This window comes from Chitinophaga rupis (assembly GCF_900109685.1).
In the GTDB taxonomy this organism is placed as follows: Bacteria; Bacteroidota; Bacteroidia; order Chitinophagales; family Chitinophagaceae; genus Chitinophaga; species Chitinophaga rupis.
Window position 1 is genome coordinate 884,150 of the sequence record NZ_FOBB01000003.1, and the last position, 19,556, is coordinate 903,705.

The following is a 19,556-nucleotide window of genomic DNA, read 5'->3' on the forward strand; positions in this document are numbered from 1 at the left end:
GTTGTATACCGTCTCCCGCGAAATACTTTATGCTACGTGCATAGGCTATGGACTATGGACCATCGACCATGGACTACTAACTAAATTAATTTTCTTGCTGGTGGATTTTTTTATCTTTGCCTTCCCTAAAATTGAATTTGTGGCACTGATCAAATCGATATCCGGCATTCGTGGCACCATTGGCGGCCGCCCCGGCGAAGGACTTTCTCCCCTGGATGTAGTAAAATTTACCGCAGCATACGGCACCTGGCTAACCAATCAATACCCTGATAACAAAAAAGTAGTGATTGGCCGTGATGGCCGTATCTCCGGTGAAATGGTGAAGAATCTGGTAGTATCCACCCTGAATGGTTTAGGCCTGGATGTGATAGACCTGGGTTTATCCACTACACCCACTGTTGAAATTGCTGTTAAGATGGAAAAGGCCGCCGGCGGTATCATTATTACTGCCAGCCATAATCCAAAGGAATGGAATGCACTGAAGCTGCTGAACAGCGACGGCGAATTTATTTCCGGCGCAGATGGTAATGCGCTGCTGGATATTGCTGAACGGGAAGATTTCACCTTTGCAGATGTGAACAAGCTGGGTACCTATCACCAGGATGACAGCTACCTGCAAAAACATATTGACCTGGTGGTGAACTATCCCCTGGTGGATGTAGCTGCCATCCGCGAACGTGATTTTAAAGTAGTGGTGGATGCCGTAAACTCAACCGGCGCCATATTTATACCCGCCCTGCTGAAAGCACTGGGCGTAAACCAGGTAGAAGTACTTTTTGGTGAAGTGAACGGCCGTTTCAGCCACAACCCGGAACCGCTTCCCGAAAACCTGTCTGCCCTTTCCAATGAAGTAAACCGCTCCAACGCTGACCTGGGCATTGCCGTAGATCCGGATGTAGACCGCCTTTGCTTTGTATGTGAAGATGGCAGCATGTTTGGCGAAGAATATACCCTGGTGGCAGTAGCAGATTATATACTGGGTAAAAGAAAAGGGAACACTGTTTCCAACCTTTCCTCTACCCAGGCATTAAAAGATATTACGCTGAAGAATGGCGGGGAGTATTACCCTTCTGCCGTAGGTGAGGTGAATGTAGTAAAGAAAATGAAGGAAGTGAATGCAGTAATAGGCGGTGAAGGCAACGGCGGTATTATTGTACCGGACCTGCACTATGGCCGCGATGCGCTGATTGGTATAGGCCTGTTCCTGAGCCATATGGCACATAGCAAAAAGAATATCAAGAACCTGCGCAACAGCTATCCTGATTACTTTATTTCCAAGAATAAGATCGAGCTGGATAAAGGTGTGAACGTAAAAGACATCTTTGAAAAAATACAGGGCAAGTACAAGAACCAGCCTACCAATACTGAAGATGGCCTGAAGATAGAATTTGAAAAGGATTGGGTGCACCTGCGCACTTCCAATACCGAGCCTATCATCCGCATTTATGCCGAAAGCCAGTTTGAAACCACGGCCGACAATATTGCCCGCCGTATTATGCAGGATATTAAGGAGTTTATGCATTAATAGTCCACAGGCCATGGTCCATAGTCCATGGCCTGTAACGCAGGGAACTGTGATACGATAAAGGCTGTGGATGGTGGTAAGTTGACCGTGGACCGTTTTATAAAATTTTTTCGGACATTTGTGGGCGCTTTAGGGCGCCCATTTTTATTATATCAAAAACCACCATCCACACCTTGAAAAGAATTTACTTTGACAATGCAGCTACCACACCGCTGGATAAGGCCGTGCTGGATGCAATGTTGCCGTATATGACAGATCATTTCGGCAATCCGTCCTCTATTTATTCCTACGGGCGGGAATCCCGGCTGGGTATAGAAAATGCCCGTAAAACCGTAGCTAAGATCCTGAACGCGCACCCGGGAGAGATCTTCTTTACCTCCGGCGGCACAGAAAGCAGCAATACCGCTATTAATGCCGCCATCCGCGACCTGGGCTGCCGCCACATTATTACTTCTGAGATAGAGCACCATGCCACCCTGCACAGCGTAGAACAGCTGCACAGCGGGCAAAATATTGCGCTCTCTTATGTAAATGTGCTGCCCAACGGGCATATAGACATGGAGCACCTGCGCGCACTGCTGGCCGGTTCCTCCAAAAGAAGCCTGGTTACCCTGATGCATGCCAACAACGAAATTGGCAACCTGCTGGATATACACGCGGTAGGTAAACTTTGTCAGGAGTTTGATGCCATTTTTCATTCTGATACCGTGCAAACCGTAGGGCACTACCCGTTTGACCTGCGCAATACGCCGGTACACTTCATTAACGGCGCCGGGCACAAGTTCCACGGCCCCAAAGGGGTAGGCATCCTGTACATTAATGAGAATGTAAAGATCACGCCTTTTATACAGGGCGGCGCACAGGAGCGTAATATGCGGGCCGGCACAGAGAACCTGTATGGCATTATCGGGTTTGCCAAAGCCCTGGAGCTGGCTACTGCCCATTATGAAGAGCATAGCAAGTACATTAATGACCTGCGTATGTACATGGCTGAACAACTGCAGCAGCACATACCCGGCATCGGCTTTAATGGCGATCTGTATGGACGTAGCCTGTACACCGTGTTAAATGTATCTTTCCCTAAATCAGAAAAGAGTGAAATGATCCTCTTTAACCTGGATATAAACGGCATTTGCGCTTCCGGCGGCAGCGCCTGTACATCCGGTGCAGATGCGGGCTCCCACGTGATCCGCGCGCTGAACAGCAATCCGAACCAGATCAGCGTACGTTTTTCCTTCTCTAAAGACAATACAAAAGAGGAGATAGACCAGGTGGTAGATAAGCTGAAAGAGCTGGTATAAGTAACTTTATATATGCAAAAATCCCGGCTCAGCGGCCGGGATTTTTTTTGTTTACCGGAATTATATATCTTTGTATTGGTCTGTTACAATTGAAAGTCGCTCTCCGAGCGTGGCAGGGTATCCTGCTTAGGTTGCTGATGGGCCTTTTTTATTTGTGATAATTATAGCACTGGTTTTACTGTAATACATATTTTCCCCTTCTTCTATCTCCTCATCTTCATACATATCTACAACCAGTTTAATCTTATCCTTCATATAATTATAAAACCTCGTTTCGCCTTTTTCAAATACTCGTTGAATGCTCCAGCACAGGTAATCTGCAACGTTTAACAACGGCTCTGTTAATTGATTCTGTACATTAAAAACTACATTGGGATTAATCACGGAATCGGGGTTTTGCTTTGTAAACCTGGCAATGGCCTTCTGCAGTCCCAATTCAAGATTATCCTGCCGGGTACTGGTATTCCGCTCTGCAATATTCAACACCAGCCTTTTATCAATCGTTAACTTCTCATGCAATAAATGCGACAACAGATCCGCATAAAACTCCTTCTGGTTTGCATTATGCTTATGCACATACAGGCTGGGAATTTTGGCAGCTACCACTGCCTCAAAAGAGCAGTTCAGCGATTTAATAAAATCAAAGAACAGCTTTCGTACTTCCGGCATATCATCTGTAGCATGAAAGTAAAATCCCTGCTTTTGTTTCTTCTTTTCTATGCTGCCAATACCGGTAAAGTAAGGATTGGTAATGATCTCCTGCTGTAGCTTTACTACTTCATTGCGAACAGGCTGCAGGTCGCCTTCAAATTGTACCATTCCCAAAATGTAGTACAGGGAAACGCCCTGCTGCCCTATAATAATAGTTTTCCCTTTACCATAAAAACAGGGGTCACCTGCTTCGTCAAGGAAATAGTGCTGCTTATGCAGTTGCGTAACAACGGAGGTAACAAGCGTCATATGTATTCGGTTGGTTTTGGTGGGTAAACAAATGACAATCAGTAATTAGTACAATATAAAGGATATTTCCACGCAAACCGTTTCCTACCCTTTTTTTCCGTAAATTTAGATAGCCTGTAAACCCACGTATTATGCGCATCATCCCCATTTTAACCCTAGGCATGCTGGCCATTTGCCATCAGCCCATTTATGCCCAGCAGGACATACAAAAACAATTACAACGCCAGCTGATCATGGCCGAAGACGGCAGCGTAATTGAGCTGCCGGCCGGAAGTTTCCAACTCTCCTCCACCCTCTCACTGGAAGGTAAAAAGAATATCCTGATCAAAGGCGCCGGTATGGATAAGACCATCCTTAACTTCAAAGGACAAAGTGAAGGCGCTGAAGGCCTGCGGATATCCAATGCGCAGAACATTACCATCCGCGACCTCACCGTACAGAATACCAAAGGCGATGGTATTAAAACCATGAACGTTACCAATATTGCCTTTAAACAGGTGAAAGTGGAATGGACCGGCCCACCAGCCAAAGAGAACGGCTCGTATGGCTTATATCCCGTGCAATGCCAGCAGGTGCTGATAGACAGCTGTACTGCCATCGGTGCATCTGACGCCGGTTTGTACGTAGGGCAATCCAAAGACATTATAGTGCGCAATTGCGTAGCCAAAAACAATGTAGCCGGTATAGAAATAGAAAACTCCCTGCATGCAGAAGTGTACCAGAACGAAGCGCTTGAAAATACCGGCGGCATCCTGGTATTTGACCTGCCGGACCTGGTGCAGAAAAAAGGCGGTTATGTAAAAGTGTACAACAACAACATTCACCATAACAACTTTCCCAACTTTGCGCCCAAAGGCAATACCGTGGCCAAAGTGCCTGCAGGCACCGGAGTAATGATACTGGCCACCAGCCATGTAGAATTGTATAATAACAAGATCCATTACAACAACAGCGCAGGCACGGCTATTATCAGCTACTTTATGACGGAAAATCCCATCAAGGATTCATTGTACAATCCATACCCGGCCACCGTGTACATACATGATAATGATTATGTGCGCGATCCTGTGAAGTTCCAGGGTAAAGGACGCATAGGCCTCATGTTTAAGTTCAAGCTGCGTTTTGGGAAGAATGTGCCGCATATTTTTTATGACGGCATCCTTAACAAAGAATGGACGGACAGCAGCGGCCAGTACAAACCGGAGTACCGCATTTGTATTGGCGACAATAAGAACGCCAGCTTTGCCAACCTGGATGCAGGAAATAATTTCAAAAATGTATCGCGCAATGCGGCACAGTATAACTGTAGTAACCCCGTTACCACTAATATAACGGTACCGGCTAAAAGTGGAGATTGATGAAACGTGTTATCGGTATAACCCTTACACTGGGTTTATTAGCAGCATTGCTGGCGTCGGGCATACAAAGGGAAGCGCCTAAGGAAACATTATCTGCCTACGGATTTTTCAGTGGTAATATAGCAGACCAGGTACCGGTAGCAGGTATTATGCCGTACCAGTTAAATACGCCGCTATTCTCTGACTATGCGGAGAAGCTGCGCTTCATTCAGCTCCCCGAAGACAGTGTGATCACGTATGACAGCGCCAATGTAATGCACTTACCTGTTGGCGCTACCATCATCAAAACCTTTTATTATCCCAAAGACTTTCGCCATCCCGAAAAGGGGCGGCGGCTGATGGAAACGCGTTTGCTGCAACACAAACCTACCGGCTGGAAAGCGCTGGTGTACATCTGGAACGATGAACAAACCGATGCGTTCCTGGAAGTAGCGGGCGACCGGAAACCTACGCAGTTCATTGATCACAACGGGCATACTGTTTCCTTTGAATATATTGTGCCCAACCTGAACCAGTGCAAGGGCTGCCATAATACCAATGAAGTAATGACACCCATTGGCCCTACCGCCCGGCAGCTGAACGGCGATTTCAACTATACCACCGGCCGCGAAAACCAACTGCAGCACTGGCAAAAAGCAGGCATCTTAAAAGGATTGGAAGATGTAAAACAAGCGCCTAAAGTGCCGGTGTGGAATGATCCGAAAAGCGGTACCCTGGCCGCCCGCGCCCGCACCTGGCTGGAAATTAACTGCGCCCATTGCCACAAACCGGAAGGCCCGGCCAAAACATCGGGTTTATTCCTGACCGTCAGCGAGCAGGACCCTGTAAAAATAGGTATCAACAAAACACCGGTGGCAGCGGGCCGTGGCGCAGCTGATCTGCAATTTGATATTGTACCCGGCCATCCGGAAAGATCCATTTTAGTTTACAGGATGGAATCCACAGATCCCGGTATTATGATGCCGGAGCTCAGCCGCAAGCTTACGCACAAAGAGGGGGTGGAGCTGGTGAAGGAATGGATAAAGCAAATGAAGTGAATTACGAGTTCCTCGTTATCACCTCATAAAACCTTTCCCTGTACCCATCACTGATCGGAATGGATTGATTGGCGATCATTACCGTATTTTTTTCTACAGAGTTGATCTTATTAAGGGATACCAGGTAAGAGCGGTGCACGCGTATAAATTTATCTGCCGGCAGGCGGCTCTCAAAAGATTTCAGGCTGCGCAGTGTTAGCACAGGCTGGTAAGGTGTATAGATCTTCGTATAATCTTTCAAAGCTTCAATGAACAAAATATCTTCCAGGTTGATCTTGATGATCTTGTATTCCGTTTTTATGAAAATATAATCATTTACATGGCCGTTGTCGCCATTCTTTTGCTGGCTCACTGTCATGTATTCCTGCGCTTTGGTAGCGGCCCGCAGGAAACGGTCAAACGGAATTGGTTTCAGCAGATAATCCACTACATCCAGGTCAAAGCCATCCAGCGCATACTCACCGTAAGCCGTTGTAAAAATAACCAGGGGCGGATATTTGAGGGATTTCAGGAATTGAATACCATTAATGTCCGGCATTTTAATATCCAGGAATACCAGGTCTACCTTTTCATCCTGCAGGAACCGCATAGCCTCAGCGGCATTTTCAAAAGTTTGCACAAGTGAGAGAAAAGGCACTTTGCGGGCAAAGTCGGTGATGATCTCCAGTGCCAATGGTTCATCGTCCACTGCAATACACTTAATCATTTTTCAACACTATTTTAAGATCAGCAATAAATTGGTGCTCAGTTTCCGTAATGGTTACCTCGTGTTTGTTGATATATAACAATTCCAGTCGTTTTAATACATTCTGCAGCCCAATGCCGCCCTGCTCCCCTACCCGCTGCGGGAATAAGCTGTTCTTTACCAGCATCCGCACTACCTGCTGCTCTACCGTAACCACAATACTGATAAAAGAATGATCTGTATAGCTGATACCGTGTTTAAAAGCATTCTCCACAAAAGGTATCAGCAGCATAGGCTCTATCCACAACCCGTCCGGCGATCCGCATTCCTGGTAATCCACCTGTATACCGGAGGGCAATCTCAGCTTCTGTATGTCAATATAATCCTGCAAATACTGCAGCTCATGCTGCAGCTGCACCATATCTTCATTGGACTCATAGATCATATACCGCATAATGGTAGACAGCTTGATGATAGCGTTCTCCGTTTGTGCGGAATGTTTATGCGCCAGCGAATAGATAGTGTTTAGACAGTTAAAAAGGAAGTGAGGATTAATCTGCGACTTCAAAAATTTTAATTCCGCATGTAATTTCTCCACCTTCAGGGCTTCCCGCTGTTGCTCACTCTTAAACCATTCCTGCGCAATCTTGATAAAACCACTCATCAGCAGCATCAATAATGCCGCCAGCACTGACTTTCGCAGCACTTCCGGGAAAAACATGTGCTGCCAGAAGGTAGGCGGTCCTACGGGCATCAGGGTCATAGTACCATTAGGGCCGGGAGCCATTACGGAATCCCTTGCAAATTCCGACGGGCGCGATCCGGTTACAAACCGGCCGTTCCCAAAAAACCGTGCCCGGGGTGCGGCATATACCCCATTTTCCCCTGCTGCAAAAGCGCGATAACGCATAAACGCACGAGCCGGTACTAAAGTTACTTTCCCGGTGCTATCTATAGAGGCGCCCGGCAGACTCAGGTCTACCTTATGGGTGGCCAGGTAGCGCATGAAGTAATGATCCATCACTGCCTGCTGTAACGTAATGAAAACCAATACCAACAGTACGCAGCCAAAGTAATAAACAATCTTTTTAAGGGTAAAGAAGCGCGGTATGAGTACGTAAATATTCAGGTAAAATACACCTATGAGGAACAGGTTATCAATAATTTCCCTGGTAAAGAACCAGGGATGCAGGATCCGCAGGCGATAAATAAAAAAGGGAAGTAACAGGAAACAGGTCCACGCAATAATGTGCAATCCAATAATGAAGAGCCGGTTCCTGTAAATATTTTTAAAATTGATCATACACCGCCTGAAAAGCGGGGTAAACATACATCACTATCGGGTTAACCATCTGTTAAAATTTGTTAACCAATTATAAGCATATGTTAAAATAGTCCACGGTCCATAGTCCATGGTCCATTGCCTACTTCATAAAATATTGCTTTTCAACAAAATGTATGTAACGGTATACTGAAGAATGTAGTATGTCATGGACCATCGACTATGGACCATGGACCACTTAACTACTTCACAATCCCCATCTCCACCAGCTCCTCTTTACTGATAGTAGGCAGCTGTTTATCGCGTAGTTTTTTGGCTACCAGGTTGCCTACGCGCAGGGCATCGGCCTTGGTCTTAAACACATTCCTGCCGGGCAGGGCTGGTATAATATCCTGGTAAATATAGGGGCGGGCGCCAATGTTCACGGAATAGCCCCAGCCACCACCGGTCTCAAAAGGTACAACCGCAATGCTATCCTGCATTGCGGTTGTATTAGTAGTTTCCTTTGGGGATGGCTGACTGGTGCACCCAAATGCTATGATCACCAGCAACAGCCACCCTCCTGTAAGGAGGATGATATGTTGCCTGCCTTTAGTCATTTTTGTTATAATCCTGTGTGGGATTAAATTCCCAGGTATCGCTCAGCTGTACGCTGCCACTGGAGCCGGTGGTTACAAAACCACGGTTCTTAATAGCAAAACCTACGGCGCCGGTACGCGCAGTACCTTCAAAAGGTTGTTTCAGGTCCCACAGATCTGTTACCGGGTCATATTCCCAAACTACATTGGAAATGCTGGGTTTAGCACCGGTAGCCAGGTATGCTTTGTTGTTCATTACAAAAACAGAGCAATTGCTGCCGGCTATGGAAGTATAGTCATTATCATAATCGTCGTCACTTACATTGGTGATAGCCCTTTTCAGGATCCAGGAATCGTGTTTGGGATCGTAGCGGCTCAGCTCATTAATGGTAGTAAGGTTAGAAGTACCGGTTACTATATAGGCAGAGTCACCGATCACGAAAGCGGAAGCATCCTGTCTTTTAGAGTTGGGTACATCTGCTTTTCCAGACCAGCTGTTGCTTGCCGGGTTATACTGATAATTGTCGTTTAACCAGGTACCATCGTAGCCGGTGGCTATATAGCCATTGCCGTCAACGGCAAAACCTACGGCGCCATAACGGGGCGTACCAGGGAAAGGTGCTTTTGCGGTCCAGGCGTTTGAAGCCGGGTCATATTCGTAAAAGTCATTGAATTTGTTTACACCATCTGTACCGGTACCCATATAACCTTTACCGCCTACGGCAAAAGCTACGGCGCTGTTACGGCCGGGGGCAGCATCCGGTAAGGAAGCTCTTTGCGTCCAGGTATTTCTTTCTGCATCATAGGAGTAAAAATCCTTCAGGCGGTTGGTTCCATCGTAACCCGTACCTACAAAAGCAGTATCATTAATGGTAAAGCTAACTGCTTCGCTGCGGGCAGCACCTTTAAAATCTACCTTATGAACCCAGTTCCCCACCGTTGTAGTACTATCACTACTTTTAGAGCAGGCCATCCACGTCAAGGACATCAGCAAACAAAAACCTGTTGAATAACGCATTAGCATTTTATAATTTTTATAGCTGCCAAAATTATCCGCCGTTATATTAGCATAAATATAAAATAGATATACCACCCCTTTCACCGGACAAAAGGGTGTATTTCATCTGCCAATTGCTTGGTTTAACCTATTACCCCCTTTTGGGGGGCAGGCGGCTATATAAAGAAGATTCCCGCGGATTCATCGATGAAAAACCGCTGTTGGCATATTAAATCAACGGAAAGTAGGCTTCCTGTCTAAAATTGCGCTCCATGAACAATATTATTTGCCGTGTCAGGTGCGCCCATGCCTACTTAAAAATTGGGGTGGCCATGCTATTGCTGGCCACCAGCAGCGCTTGTGAAAAGAACGGATTTACCTATGACCTGACGGGCAGTAATCAGCCGTCCAGCTATATAGTTGCCGATACCTTAACCATTGACATGAACACCGTGGCCCTGGATTCGGTTCCAACCAACGGCACCGGTGTTATGTTATGCGGCCGCCACCAGGATCCTTACTTTGGCAAAATAACCGCTTCTGCTTTCTTCCAGCTGCAGCTGCCTTCCTCTACCGTTACCAGCGCCATGCAGGCAGACCTTAGCTCGCGGTATGATTCTGTAGAGCTGATCCTGAAACCTAACCGGCAGATATACGGGGATACGCTGGCCATGCAGGAGATTGGCGTATACGAAGTATTACAGACCATTCAGAGAGCAGAGAACAGTGCCTATTTATATAATAACAGCAATTTCCAGACAGCCGCGCAGCCTTTAGCCAGCGTACAGCAGGTAGTAAGGCCCAGCAGCGATAGCAGCATTCACATTAAGCTGCCTAACAGCTACGGGAATACGTTATTTAACCTGTTCAAGAATAAGAATAACGAGGTATCCACCCAGGATATCTTTCTGCAATATTACCGGGGCCTGGCCATTAAGCCCGGCGCCAGCAGCGCCAATATTATGGGCTTCCTGACCAGCGATACCTCTGTGATCCTGCGCATGCACTACCATGTAAATGAAGTGATCATAACAGACCGTCACCTGGACCTGAACCTGTACAACCCGGATGTACAGTTTAACCAGATCTCCGCCGACCGTACCGGCACCCTGCTGGCCGGCCTTACCGGCACTACCAAAAGACTGCCCAGCACCGCTACCAATAATATGAGCTTTGTACAACCGCTCAGCGGCATCCTTACCCGTATAGACCTGCCTTCGCTGAAAACCCTGGCCTCTGTGGGTAAGTTCTTTAAGGTTATGCGGGCTACGCTCACCTTATTACCGGTTGCAGGCACCTACCAGAACTATTACACCCTGCCTCCGGCTGTAACCCTGTGCGAGACGGATGATAAAAATAATGTGATAGATACCCTTGTCGCCAGCACCGGTGGTGTACAGCATGGTAACCTGGTAATTGATAACCTGTATCAGTTAAATACCACCTACACCTACGATATTACGCACTACGCCATTAATAATATTAACAGCAACGGCTATAACAACTACGGGTTGCTGGTAATGCCGTCCAGGGGGGCTGCTACCACCAACTTTAACCGGCTGGTACTGGGAGATAGTAAGAATAAACAGAACAAGATCCGTATCCAGGTGTATTACCTGCTGTACAATTAATGCGCCGCTAAAAACGTGAAGGCAAATTTTAAATAAGTGTAAATGTTCAATATAAAAAAATATACCGGTATCTGTGGTTTGTTGTTGTTAGGCTGTGTACAGGCAAATGCGCAAACCGGCAAAGGCATTAACTCCCTGTACTCTGCTTTTGGTGTAGGCGATCTTGAAGACCGTGATTACAGCCGTAACTTCGGCCTGGGCAGCGCCGGTATGGCACGCCCTTCCCTTTATTATCTGAATGAGCTTAATCCTGCTTCCTATACCGCCATTCCGGCGCAAAACTTTATGTTTGATGTAGCCCTGCGCGGCACCAGTGTAAGCTATAAAGGCGAAAGCCTGAGCCAAAGCGCCGGTGATGTGAACATCAAACGGCTGGCCATTGGTTTTAAAGCCAATAAACGCTGGGGCATCAGCGCCGGCCTTACCCCTTACAGCACCGTCGATTATAAGCTGCTGAACCAGCGCTTTATTGAAGGTACCGGCCAGTCGGTAGATGCGGTTACAGAAGGCACCGGCGGTATTAACCGGGTATATATATCCAATGCTGTAAAACTTACCAAGAACTTTTCCGTAGGGGTTTCCTCTGCGTTCCTGTTCGGCCCTATTAATACTACTGAAACACTGGGTAACGATACGGTATCTACCATAGATAAACGCTATGCCTATAATGTGAACTTCAATACCGGCATACAATATGCCGGTAAGATAAAAGACTGGGAAATAGGCCTGGGCGCCACTTACCGCTTTAAAACCAATATGCGTTTCCAGCATACGGTGAATGTGGTGAACTCTAATGAAACCGTGCTGTATAAAGACGACCAGGGGACACAGAAATTTGCGCTGCCGGAACAATACGGCGCAGGCCTGTCTTTAGGTAAAGGCAATGTTACCATAGTAGCGGATTACCGCAAACAGCTGTGGAGCGGTATTAACCCCAGCCAAACCAATTACAGGCTCACGGATGCAGAGCGGTATGCCGGCGGTATAGAATACGCTTTTAAAAGACATTACTTTAATGGCATAGTTGAAGGCATGGTACTGCAAGCGGGCTTTTCCCATAATAAATCCTACCTGGTGATAGGTGGCCAGCAGATCAAGGATGTTGCCGGTTCAGTAGGCGTATCACTGCCCAGCCGCAACGGCGCTTTACGGTACTACCTGGGTATAGAGGTAGGGCAGCGCGGTGTTACCACTAATAACCTGATCAAGGAGAATTATGTGAATGCAGTGTTACATTTCTCTTTACGCGACATCTGGTTTATCCGCAGAATATACGAATAGTCCCCTTCTTTTGGGTAAAAAAGCAATAGGAATTGTTAAGTTTTCATTAACACAGTATTTCCCCGTTTCCTAATTTTAGTAACTGTGCCAACGTTGGCCCAGCATCGCTAACTCGTAAACAGAAGGGGGAAATAGTGCCTGTACACTATGCAGATAGAGAATTGCTATTGACAATGCGTTTGCAATCCGGCGACCACGTTGCTTTCAAGGAATTATACAGCTTATACCACCAGTTATTATATGGAGTAGCCTGTAAATACTTGAAGAACGCGGTAATGGCGGAGGATGCAGTGCATGAGGTATTTGTAAAGCTCTGGGTTAACCGCCAGCAGCTGGACCCTGCGCAGGGTGTGCGCAACTTCTTGTTCAAATGTTTAAAGTTCCATGTGCTGAATGTGATCCGCGATCATAAACGTGCCCTCATCAAACAATACAATCTTTCTTACCAGGCCCCTGCCTCCCATGAGGAGCCGGAAGCCGTGGTACTGTTCAATGATTATAAAAAGGTCATGGACCAGGCCATAGAACAGCTCTCCCCCCGCAAAAAACACATCTTTAAATTAAGAACAGTAGAAGGGCTTACCAACGAAGAAGTAGCCCGGAAGCTTGGCATCTCCATCAACACCGTTAAGCTCCAGTTCTCCCAGGCTAGCCAGCTGTTAAGGCATTACCTCAAATTATTCAGCAGCACGCTCCTCATTTTGCTCGTTCGTCTTTTTCTCTGAAATTTTTTTTCTGCGCGTATAATACTTTGCCTTGTGCTAGGTGTAGTACTTAATAAGGAGGCAATTTATACATGCACGAAATGGACCCTGCACTATTAGCAAAATTCTTTAACAACCAATGCACCCCGGAAGAATATCAGCAAGTACTGGAATGGCTGGATACAGATGAAGGCCGCCAATACCTGTCTGCTGCCATCCAGGAGGATCTTGAAAACGGCTCCCTGCAGCCGGAGCTGGCACGCACCCACCGGTCGGAGGAGCTGTTCCAGCGCATACAGCACACCACACAGCAATTGGATGCAATCCCACCCCGGCAAAGGTGGCGGGGCTGGGCGTCCTTAAAAGCCGCCGCTGTTATTACCGGCGTGGCAGTGCTTTCTTTTGCCGCGTGGAAAATGTACCTGCAAAACAGCCTGATAAAATACCAAACCGCTTATGGCGAAGTGCGCACCTTTACCCTGCCCGATCAATCTGTAGTTACGCTGAATGGCAATAGCAGCTTACAATACCGCCGGCACTGGAACAGGGCAAAAGCCCGTGAAATATGGATAAAGGGTGAAGCATTTTTTGATGTAAAGCCGGCTGCACAAAAACGTTTCCTGGTGCATACCGCACACCAGATCAATGTAGAGGTATTAGGCACCACCTTTAATGTGCTGGACCGTGAAGGCCGCACACAGGTAGTGCTGAATACGGGTAAGGTACGTTTAAGCGGCAGCAGCAAGGCCCTGCCGGCACCTATAGAAATGCAGCCCGGTGAGCTGGTAGAGGTAAATACCAATGCCCGCTCCCTGGTAAAAAAGCATATTAATGCCGCAGCTTATGCTTCCTGGAAAAACCATAAGCTGCAGTTCAGCAACGCAGACCTGGCGCAGGTAGCGCAGGTATTGCAGGAAACATACGGCATCACCGTGATCATTAAAGATTCCACACTGCTGCACCAGCAGTTTTCAGGTACGGTCCCCAGCCAGAATGCCAACATGCTGCTGGAAGGCCTTTCACAGCTGTTTGACCTGAAAATTACCCGGCAAAACGCTACAGTGAACATTGAAAAGAACCGTCAATAACCAATTAGATAACACTCAACCAAAGTATTATGAACAGATACTTTATATCCTTTATAACAGCCATTAGCGTGAGCTGTTACTGTGGGCTCGCTGCTCACGCCCAGGATATGGCCGCCATTCCACGCCAGTCCCAACCCGCATCCAATACAAAAAAGAAGCTCCTCAAAAATGTATTAAGCCAGCTGGAATTAAAGTACGGCGTATCGTTCCTGTACAAAAGCCAGCTTGAAAAAAAGCCGCTCAGCACTTCCACGCTGGATAATCAACCTTCCCTGGAAGCAGCCCTGGAAGCGCTCACCAATACGAATGACCTGAAGTATAAAAAAGTAAGGGATAACTTTTATATTATTTACAGCAAAGATGAAACGCCCCCGGAGCAGCCCGCACCGGCAAACGATAATGCTACCAGCCAGGCGCTGAACCCGGGCAGCAGCATTTATAGCCCCGGTGCAGTTCAGCAGATCATAGTAAAAGGCCAGGTAACAGATGAAAAGGGGCAGCCGGTACCCGGCGTTACGGTGCTGCTGAAAGGCACTACCACCGGCACTACTACAGATGCTACCGGCACTTATACCTTGCCGGTACCGGATGGTAACGGCACACTGGAATTTTCTTACATGGGTTACCTGAAACAGGAAATAGCCATTGCTAACCGCAGCAGCATTAATGTGCAGCTGGCGCAGGATATTAAAGCCATGTCTGAAGTAGTGGTGGTAGGTTATGGCACGCAAAAGAAGGTGAATGTTACCGGTGCAGTATCTGCCCTTTCCGGTGCAGATGTGAACTGGAAACCGGTAGGCCAGGTATCTGCAGCCCTGCAGGGCGTGGCCCCCGGTGTAACGGTTACGCAAAACAACGGGCAGCCCGGCAGCGACCAGGGTACTATCCGCATCCGCGGTATGGGTACGCTGAACAATAATGATCCGCTGGTATTGGTAGATGGGGTGCAGTACAATATGAATGATGTAGATGCAAACGATATTGCCTCTATGTCTATCCTGAAAGATGCGGCAGCCGCCTCTATTTACGGTGTTCGTGCAGCCAATGGCGTTATACTCATCACCACTAAAAGAGGTAGCACCGGCAAAGCAAAGGTTACTTACTCCAACTACTTTGGCTGGCAAAACCCGGCCCGCCTGGCTAAATTCGTAGGTGCGCAACAGTTCATGAAGCTGGTGAACCAGCTGCGCATCAACTCCGGTTCCAGCGCACAGTATACGGATACGCAGATCGCTGCCTATGATGATCCCAACCGTAATAAAGACCTGTACCCGGATAACTATTGGTTAAAGGATATCCTTACCGGCAGCGGCTTTCAGCAATCACATAGCCTGAACGTAGGCGGTGGTACAGAAAATATCAAGTACCAGTTCTCCACCAACTATTTTGATCAGAAAGGTTTGATAAAGAACATGGATTACAACCGCATTACCGTTCGTTTAAATACAGATATACAGGTCACTAAAAAACTAAGCTTCAGCGCAGACATCTCTACCCGCCTGGGCGATCAGCAGGAGCCACAGGGCCAGGAAGGCTCTGCATGGTACCAGTTTGGCCAGGCATTTATTACCAACCCGCTGAACGTAAATAAATATTCTGATGGTACCTGGGGTTTGGTAAGAGGCGGTCAAAATCCCATCCGCCTGCAGGATGAAGGCGGTTTGTATGTGTACAAGAACAACCTGTTCACCGGCAACTTCAAAGGCAGCTACCAGCTGATCGACGGGTTAAAGGTAACCGGCCTGGCAGCAGTGAACTACCGCTCCGTTTACAACAGCTTACACAACCGCTCACTGGACTACTTTACCAATTTCCCGGAAAACACCAACACTTTAACCGTTGGCCAGAACAACATTACCAAGGAATACCAGGGTTACTGGTTCCGGAACTTCCAGGGTTTAATAGAGTATGAGAAGAACCTGGGCAGCCATTATTTTAAGCTGATGGGCGGCGCATCGCGCTTAACAGAAACCAATGATGACCTGAGCGGTTACCGTACCAACCTGCCGAACGGCGAGATTGAACAGATCAATGCCGGCGCTGCCGATGGGCAGCAGGCAAAAGGTACTGCCAATGCTTACAGCCTGCTCTCTTTCTTTGGCCGGTTGAATTATGCTTATAAAGACAAATACCTTTTTGAAGCCAATATCAGAAGAGATGGTTCCTCCCGTTTTGCGGACAATCAGAAATGGGGCTGGTTCCCCTCCTTCTCCGCAGGCTGGCGTGTTTCCGGCGAAGAGTTTATGCAGGATATTACCTTCATCAACAACCTGAAGCTGCGCGGCAGCTGGGGTAAGCTGGGGAACGATGTTTTTGTGAACAACACAGATCCTGCCAGGCTCAATTATCCTTATCAAACCACTTACCAGTACAACAGCTATCCCTTTGGCGGCTCCCTGAACCCCACTGCAGGCATTACGGTATATCCCAACTCCGGCCTTACCTGGGAAACCACGCAGATGACGGATGTAGGACTGGACCTGACCGTGCTGAAGAACCTGGATGTTACATTTGACTACTACCAGAAAAATACGTCCGACATTCTGATGGACCTGCGCCTGCCCATGTATGTAGGGCTGAATGCAGCCGTGCAAAACGCCGGTAAAGTGCGTAATACCGGCTGGGAAGTAGCAGTGAGCTATCATAATAAACTAGGCGATTTCAGCTACAACGTAGGCGCTAACCTGTCTGATGTGCGTAATAAGATCGTTGACCTGAAAGGGGCCGATGTAGTAAGCAAAGACAATAACAACATTTACACCGGCAGAATAAAAGGCATACCCATTGATGGTTTTTACGGGTACCAGGTAGAAGGTATTTTCCAGACACAGGACCAGGTGAACAGCCACGCACCGCAGCCCGGTGCTAACATTGCCCCCGGTGACCTGATGTATAAAGATCAGAATAATGATAAGGTAGTGAAAGAAGGCGATGCCTCTGTAGGCGGTGATATGGTGTACCTGGGCAGCGCTATTCCCCGTTACACCTATGGTGTGAACCTGGGCGGCGGCTACAAAGGTTTTGACCTTGCTGCATTTTTCCAGGGTGTAGGCAAAGTGTCTATTAACACCGTGGTAATGGAAAGAGCGCCTATTAACAGCGATGCTAACTTTAAGCCGGAGCACCTGAACAGCTGGACACCAGAAAACACCAGCGCCACTTTCCCGCGGCTGGTAAGCACTTCACAGAACTATGCCTCCTCTTCCTACTGGGTAAGAAGCGGCGCTTACCTGCGTTTAAAAAGCCTGCAGCTGGGCTATACCCTGCCTAAAGCATGGTTACAGGCAGCAGGCCTGTCACGCTGCCGGTTATACGTAAGCGGGCAAAACCTGCTCACCTTCAGCGGCCTGCCTCATGATATAGATCCGGAAGCGCCTAACGACAGCCGGTATTATCCCCAGGTACGCACTTATACTTTCGGATTAAATGTGGATTTCTAAACGCTCGCAATCATGAAAAAACTAAGCATATTTTTAATAGCCATAGCAGCCTGTATGTCTTTTACAGCCTGTAAAAAAGGTTTCCTGGATGAGCAGCCGCAGGATGCCGTATCCCGCGAAAGCTACTGGAAAACAGAAGCCGACGCCATTGCCGCAGTGAACAACTGTTACCGCGGGCTGGGTGATGTAGACAACCGCATGTTTCTTTCCGCTGCTACAGACGATAGCTATGCATGGAGCAACTGGCCCAGTGAAATGATCTATGTAGGTAATGGCAGCGCCACTCCCGGCAACAATGCCTTCTCCAATTTCTGGAGCAACTTTTACCGGATGATCACCTCCTGTAATGATGTGCTGGAAAATATAGACCGCGTAAGCAGCATGGATGCAAGCCTGCGCAACCGCATGAAAGGCGAAGCCCGCTTCCTGCGCGCTTTCGCTTACCAGCAGCTCATTGGCCTGTACGGTGATGTGGTGCTGTTAACGCACATACCCACCACAGATGAGCTGAATGAAAGCCGTACTCCCCGGGCACAGGTGGCAGACTTTATTGTAAAGGAGCTGGATACCATCAGCAATGTGCTGCCGGCTACCTACGATGCCTCCAACACCGGCAGGGCCACCAAAGGCGCTGCGCTGGCGCTAAAAGCACGTACCCTGTTATATGAAGGCAGGTGGCAGGATGCTGCTACCGCTGCAAAAGCAGTAATAGACCAGAACACTTACATTATTGATAACAACTACCTGAGCCTTTTTAACGGTACCAATAAAACCAGCAAGGAGATCATACTATCTGCACAGTACGTAAAAAATACGCTGCCCAATGCCACGGCTACCTGGGTGGGCGGCCCTTCCCTGGGCGGCTGGTCAGAGATCACACCTTTGCAATCTTTGGTAGATGCATTTGAGTGTACGGATGGTAAAACCATCGACCAGTCAGCACTGTATGATCCGGCGCACCCCTTTGCTAACCGTGATCCGCGTTTAAGGCTGAACGTTATACTGCCCGGCGATACCGTGAACGGGATTGTTATTGATGTAAGCAAGCCCAATTCCATTGATGGTTTGGGCAAGAACAACGGCTCCTTTACCGGTTTCTATTACAAAAAATATGTACCGGCTGATATTGACGGCAGCTGGGACCGCAACTCTTACAATGATATTGTATTACTGCGCTTCCCGGAAGTATTGCTCACCTATGCCGAAGCAAAGATCCAGCTTAACCAGATAGACGCTTCTGTATATGATGCTATTAACCGCGTACGGCAGCGCGCCGGTGTGAACATGCCTGCAGTAACTACTGCCAATACCCCTACACAGGCGGCCCTGCTGGCGGTGGTGAAAAGGGAAAGAAGGGTGGAGTTTCCGCTGGAGGATAACCGCCTGTTTGACATCCGCCGCTGGAAAATTGCAGCAACTGTAATGAATGGTCCTGTGTATGGTATTCTCAACTACTTTGATAATACCCGCAGTGATTATGGTAAAAATATACTGGTGGAACAACGGAAATTCACCGAAAGGGATTACCTGTGGGCTATTCCGCAGAGTGAAACCTCCATCAGCCCGAATGTAGGACAAAACCCCTCATGGTAATATCTCCTATGAAACAGTGACCAATGGATCATACAACAAACCCTTCGCGTAAGTAAAAGCAGCAGTTAACAATGAAAGAGGAGGATGAGGCTACCT

15 protein-coding genes are annotated in these 19,556 nt (G+C 47.7%); 10 read left to right on the forward strand and 5 right to left on the reverse strand.

Going from position 1 to position 19,556, the window contains the following annotated elements:
• Window positions 1-139 precede the first annotated feature (139 nt).
• The gene (glmM, locus tag BMZ54_RS16685; protein ID WP_089914266.1) at window positions 140-1,525 is read left to right on the forward strand and encodes a phosphoglucosamine mutase; all 1,386 of its coding nucleotides are present in this window, start codon (window positions 140-142) and stop codon (window positions 1,523-1,525) included.
• 173 nt (window positions 1,526-1,698) lie between these two features.
• Window positions 1,699-2,826 (forward strand): cysteine desulfurase family protein, encoded by a 1,128-nt coding sequence (locus BMZ54_RS16690; protein ID WP_089913992.1) that lies wholly within the window; start codon window positions 1,699-1,701, stop codon window positions 2,824-2,826.
• Between the two features lie 126 nt (window positions 2,827-2,952).
• On the opposite strand, the gene BMZ54_RS16695 is transcribed toward BMZ54_RS16690, so the two are convergent.
• Window positions 2,953-3,786, reverse strand: a complete 834-nt coding sequence (locus tag BMZ54_RS16695; RefSeq protein ID WP_089913995.1) for a DUF3800 domain-containing protein — start codon at window positions 3,784-3,786, stop codon at window positions 2,953-2,955.
• 131 nt (window positions 3,787-3,917) lie between these two features.
• Between BMZ54_RS16695 and BMZ54_RS16700 the strand changes: the two genes are divergently transcribed.
• Window positions 3,918-5,144 (forward strand): parallel beta-helix domain-containing protein, encoded by a 1,227-nt coding sequence (locus BMZ54_RS16700; protein WP_089913998.1) that lies wholly within the window; start codon window positions 3,918-3,920, stop codon window positions 5,142-5,144.
• Window positions 5,144-6,181, forward strand: a complete 1,038-nt coding sequence (locus tag BMZ54_RS16705; protein ID WP_089914001.1) for an SO2930 family diheme c-type cytochrome — start codon at window positions 5,144-5,146, stop codon at window positions 6,179-6,181. Before BMZ54_RS16700 ends, BMZ54_RS16705 begins: the two co-directional genes overlap by 1 nt.
• Before the next feature lies 1 nt (window position 6,182).
• On the opposite strand, the gene BMZ54_RS16710 is transcribed toward BMZ54_RS16705, so the two are convergent.
• From BMZ54_RS16710 to BMZ54_RS16725, 4 genes are all read right to left on the reverse strand, one after another.
• Entirely contained in the window at window positions 6,183-6,887 is a 705-nt protein-coding gene (locus BMZ54_RS16710) for a LytR/AlgR family response regulator transcription factor (protein WP_089914004.1), read from the reverse strand.
• Entirely contained in the window at window positions 6,880-8,169 is a 1,290-nt protein-coding gene (locus BMZ54_RS16715; protein ID WP_162277564.1) for a sensor histidine kinase, read from the reverse strand. The genes BMZ54_RS16710 and BMZ54_RS16715 overlap by 8 nt, the downstream gene beginning before the upstream one ends.
• A 221-nt stretch (window positions 8,170-8,390) precedes the next feature.
• Window positions 8,391-8,630, reverse strand: a complete 240-nt coding sequence (locus tag BMZ54_RS16720) for a DUF4907 domain-containing protein (protein WP_162277565.1) — start codon at window positions 8,628-8,630, stop codon at window positions 8,391-8,393.
• A 109-nt stretch (window positions 8,631-8,739) separates the two neighbouring features.
• Window positions 8,740-9,663: a Kelch repeat-containing protein gene (locus tag BMZ54_RS16725; protein WP_202909266.1), complete on the reverse strand. Its 924-nt coding sequence runs from the start codon at window positions 9,661-9,663 to the stop codon at window positions 8,740-8,742.
• A 332-nt stretch (window positions 9,664-9,995) separates the two neighbouring features.
• On the opposite strand from BMZ54_RS16725, the gene BMZ54_RS16730 reads away from it, so the two are divergent.
• From BMZ54_RS16730 to BMZ54_RS16755, 6 genes are all read left to right on the forward strand, one after another.
• Complete coding sequence (locus BMZ54_RS16730; RefSeq protein WP_089914017.1) at window positions 9,996-11,354, forward strand: DUF4270 family protein; 1,359 nt, start codon at window positions 9,996-9,998, stop codon at window positions 11,352-11,354.
• 42 nt (window positions 11,355-11,396) lie between these two features.
• A complete protein-coding gene (locus tag BMZ54_RS16735; RefSeq protein ID WP_089914020.1) occupies window positions 11,397-12,635 on the forward strand; it encodes a BamG family beta-barrel-assembly machinery protein in 1,239 nt (412 codons plus the stop codon).
• A 173-nt stretch (window positions 12,636-12,808) separates the two neighbouring features.
• On the forward strand, window positions 12,809-13,360 hold the full coding sequence (locus BMZ54_RS16740; protein ID WP_089914023.1) for an RNA polymerase sigma factor: 552 nt from the start codon (window positions 12,809-12,811) through the stop codon (window positions 13,358-13,360).
• 80 nt (window positions 13,361-13,440) lie between these two features.
• A complete protein-coding gene (locus tag BMZ54_RS16745; RefSeq protein ID WP_162277567.1) occupies window positions 13,441-14,427 on the forward strand; it encodes a FecR family protein in 987 nt (328 codons plus the stop codon).
• Between the two features lie 29 nt (window positions 14,428-14,456).
• Window positions 14,457-17,867 (forward strand): SusC/RagA family TonB-linked outer membrane protein, encoded by a 3,411-nt coding sequence (locus BMZ54_RS16750; protein ID WP_089914032.1) that lies wholly within the window; start codon window positions 14,457-14,459, stop codon window positions 17,865-17,867.
• A gap of 12 nt (window positions 17,868-17,879) precedes the next feature.
• Window positions 17,880-19,460 carry a RagB/SusD family nutrient uptake outer membrane protein gene (locus BMZ54_RS16755; RefSeq protein ID WP_089914035.1) on the forward strand — a complete coding sequence of 527 codons (1,581 nt, stop codon included), beginning with the start codon at window positions 17,880-17,882 and terminating at the stop codon, window positions 19,458-19,460.
• The last annotated feature ends 96 nt before the right edge of the window (window positions 19,461-19,556 follow it).

Coding starts and splice junctions, on each gene's coding strand:
- BMZ54_RS16695 (WP_089913995.1), bottom strand. CDS start 3,786: ATGACGCTTGTTACCTCCGTTGTTACGCAACTGCATAAGCAGCACTAT.
- BMZ54_RS16700 (WP_089913998.1), top strand. CDS start 3,918: ATGCGCATCATCCCCATTTTAACCCTAGGCATGCTGGCCATTTGCCAT.
- BMZ54_RS16705 (WP_089914001.1), top strand. CDS start 5,144: ATGAAACGTGTTATCGGTATAACCCTTACACTGGGTTTATTAGCAGCA.
- BMZ54_RS16710 (WP_089914004.1), bottom strand. CDS start 6,887: ATGATTAAGTGTATTGCAGTGGACGATGAACCATTGGCACTGGAGATC.
- BMZ54_RS16715 (WP_162277564.1), bottom strand. CDS start 8,169: ATGATCAATTTTAAAAATATTTACAGGAACCGGCTCTTCATTATTGGA.
- BMZ54_RS16720 (WP_162277565.1), bottom strand. CDS start 8,630: ATGCAGGATAGCATTGCGGTTGTACCTTTTGAGACCGGTGGTGGCTGG.
- BMZ54_RS16730 (WP_089914017.1), top strand. CDS start 9,996: ATGAACAATATTATTTGCCGTGTCAGGTGCGCCCATGCCTACTTAAAA.
- BMZ54_RS16735 (WP_089914020.1), top strand. CDS start 11,397: ATGTTCAATATAAAAAAATATACCGGTATCTGTGGTTTGTTGTTGTTA.
- BMZ54_RS16740 (WP_089914023.1), top strand. CDS start 12,809: ATGCGTTTGCAATCCGGCGACCACGTTGCTTTCAAGGAATTATACAGC.
- BMZ54_RS16745 (WP_162277567.1), top strand. CDS start 13,441: ATGGACCCTGCACTATTAGCAAAATTCTTTAACAACCAATGCACCCCG.
- BMZ54_RS16750 (WP_089914032.1), top strand. CDS start 14,457: ATGAACAGATACTTTATATCCTTTATAACAGCCATTAGCGTGAGCTGT.
- BMZ54_RS16755 (WP_089914035.1), top strand. CDS start 17,880: ATGAAAAAACTAAGCATATTTTTAATAGCCATAGCAGCCTGTATGTCT.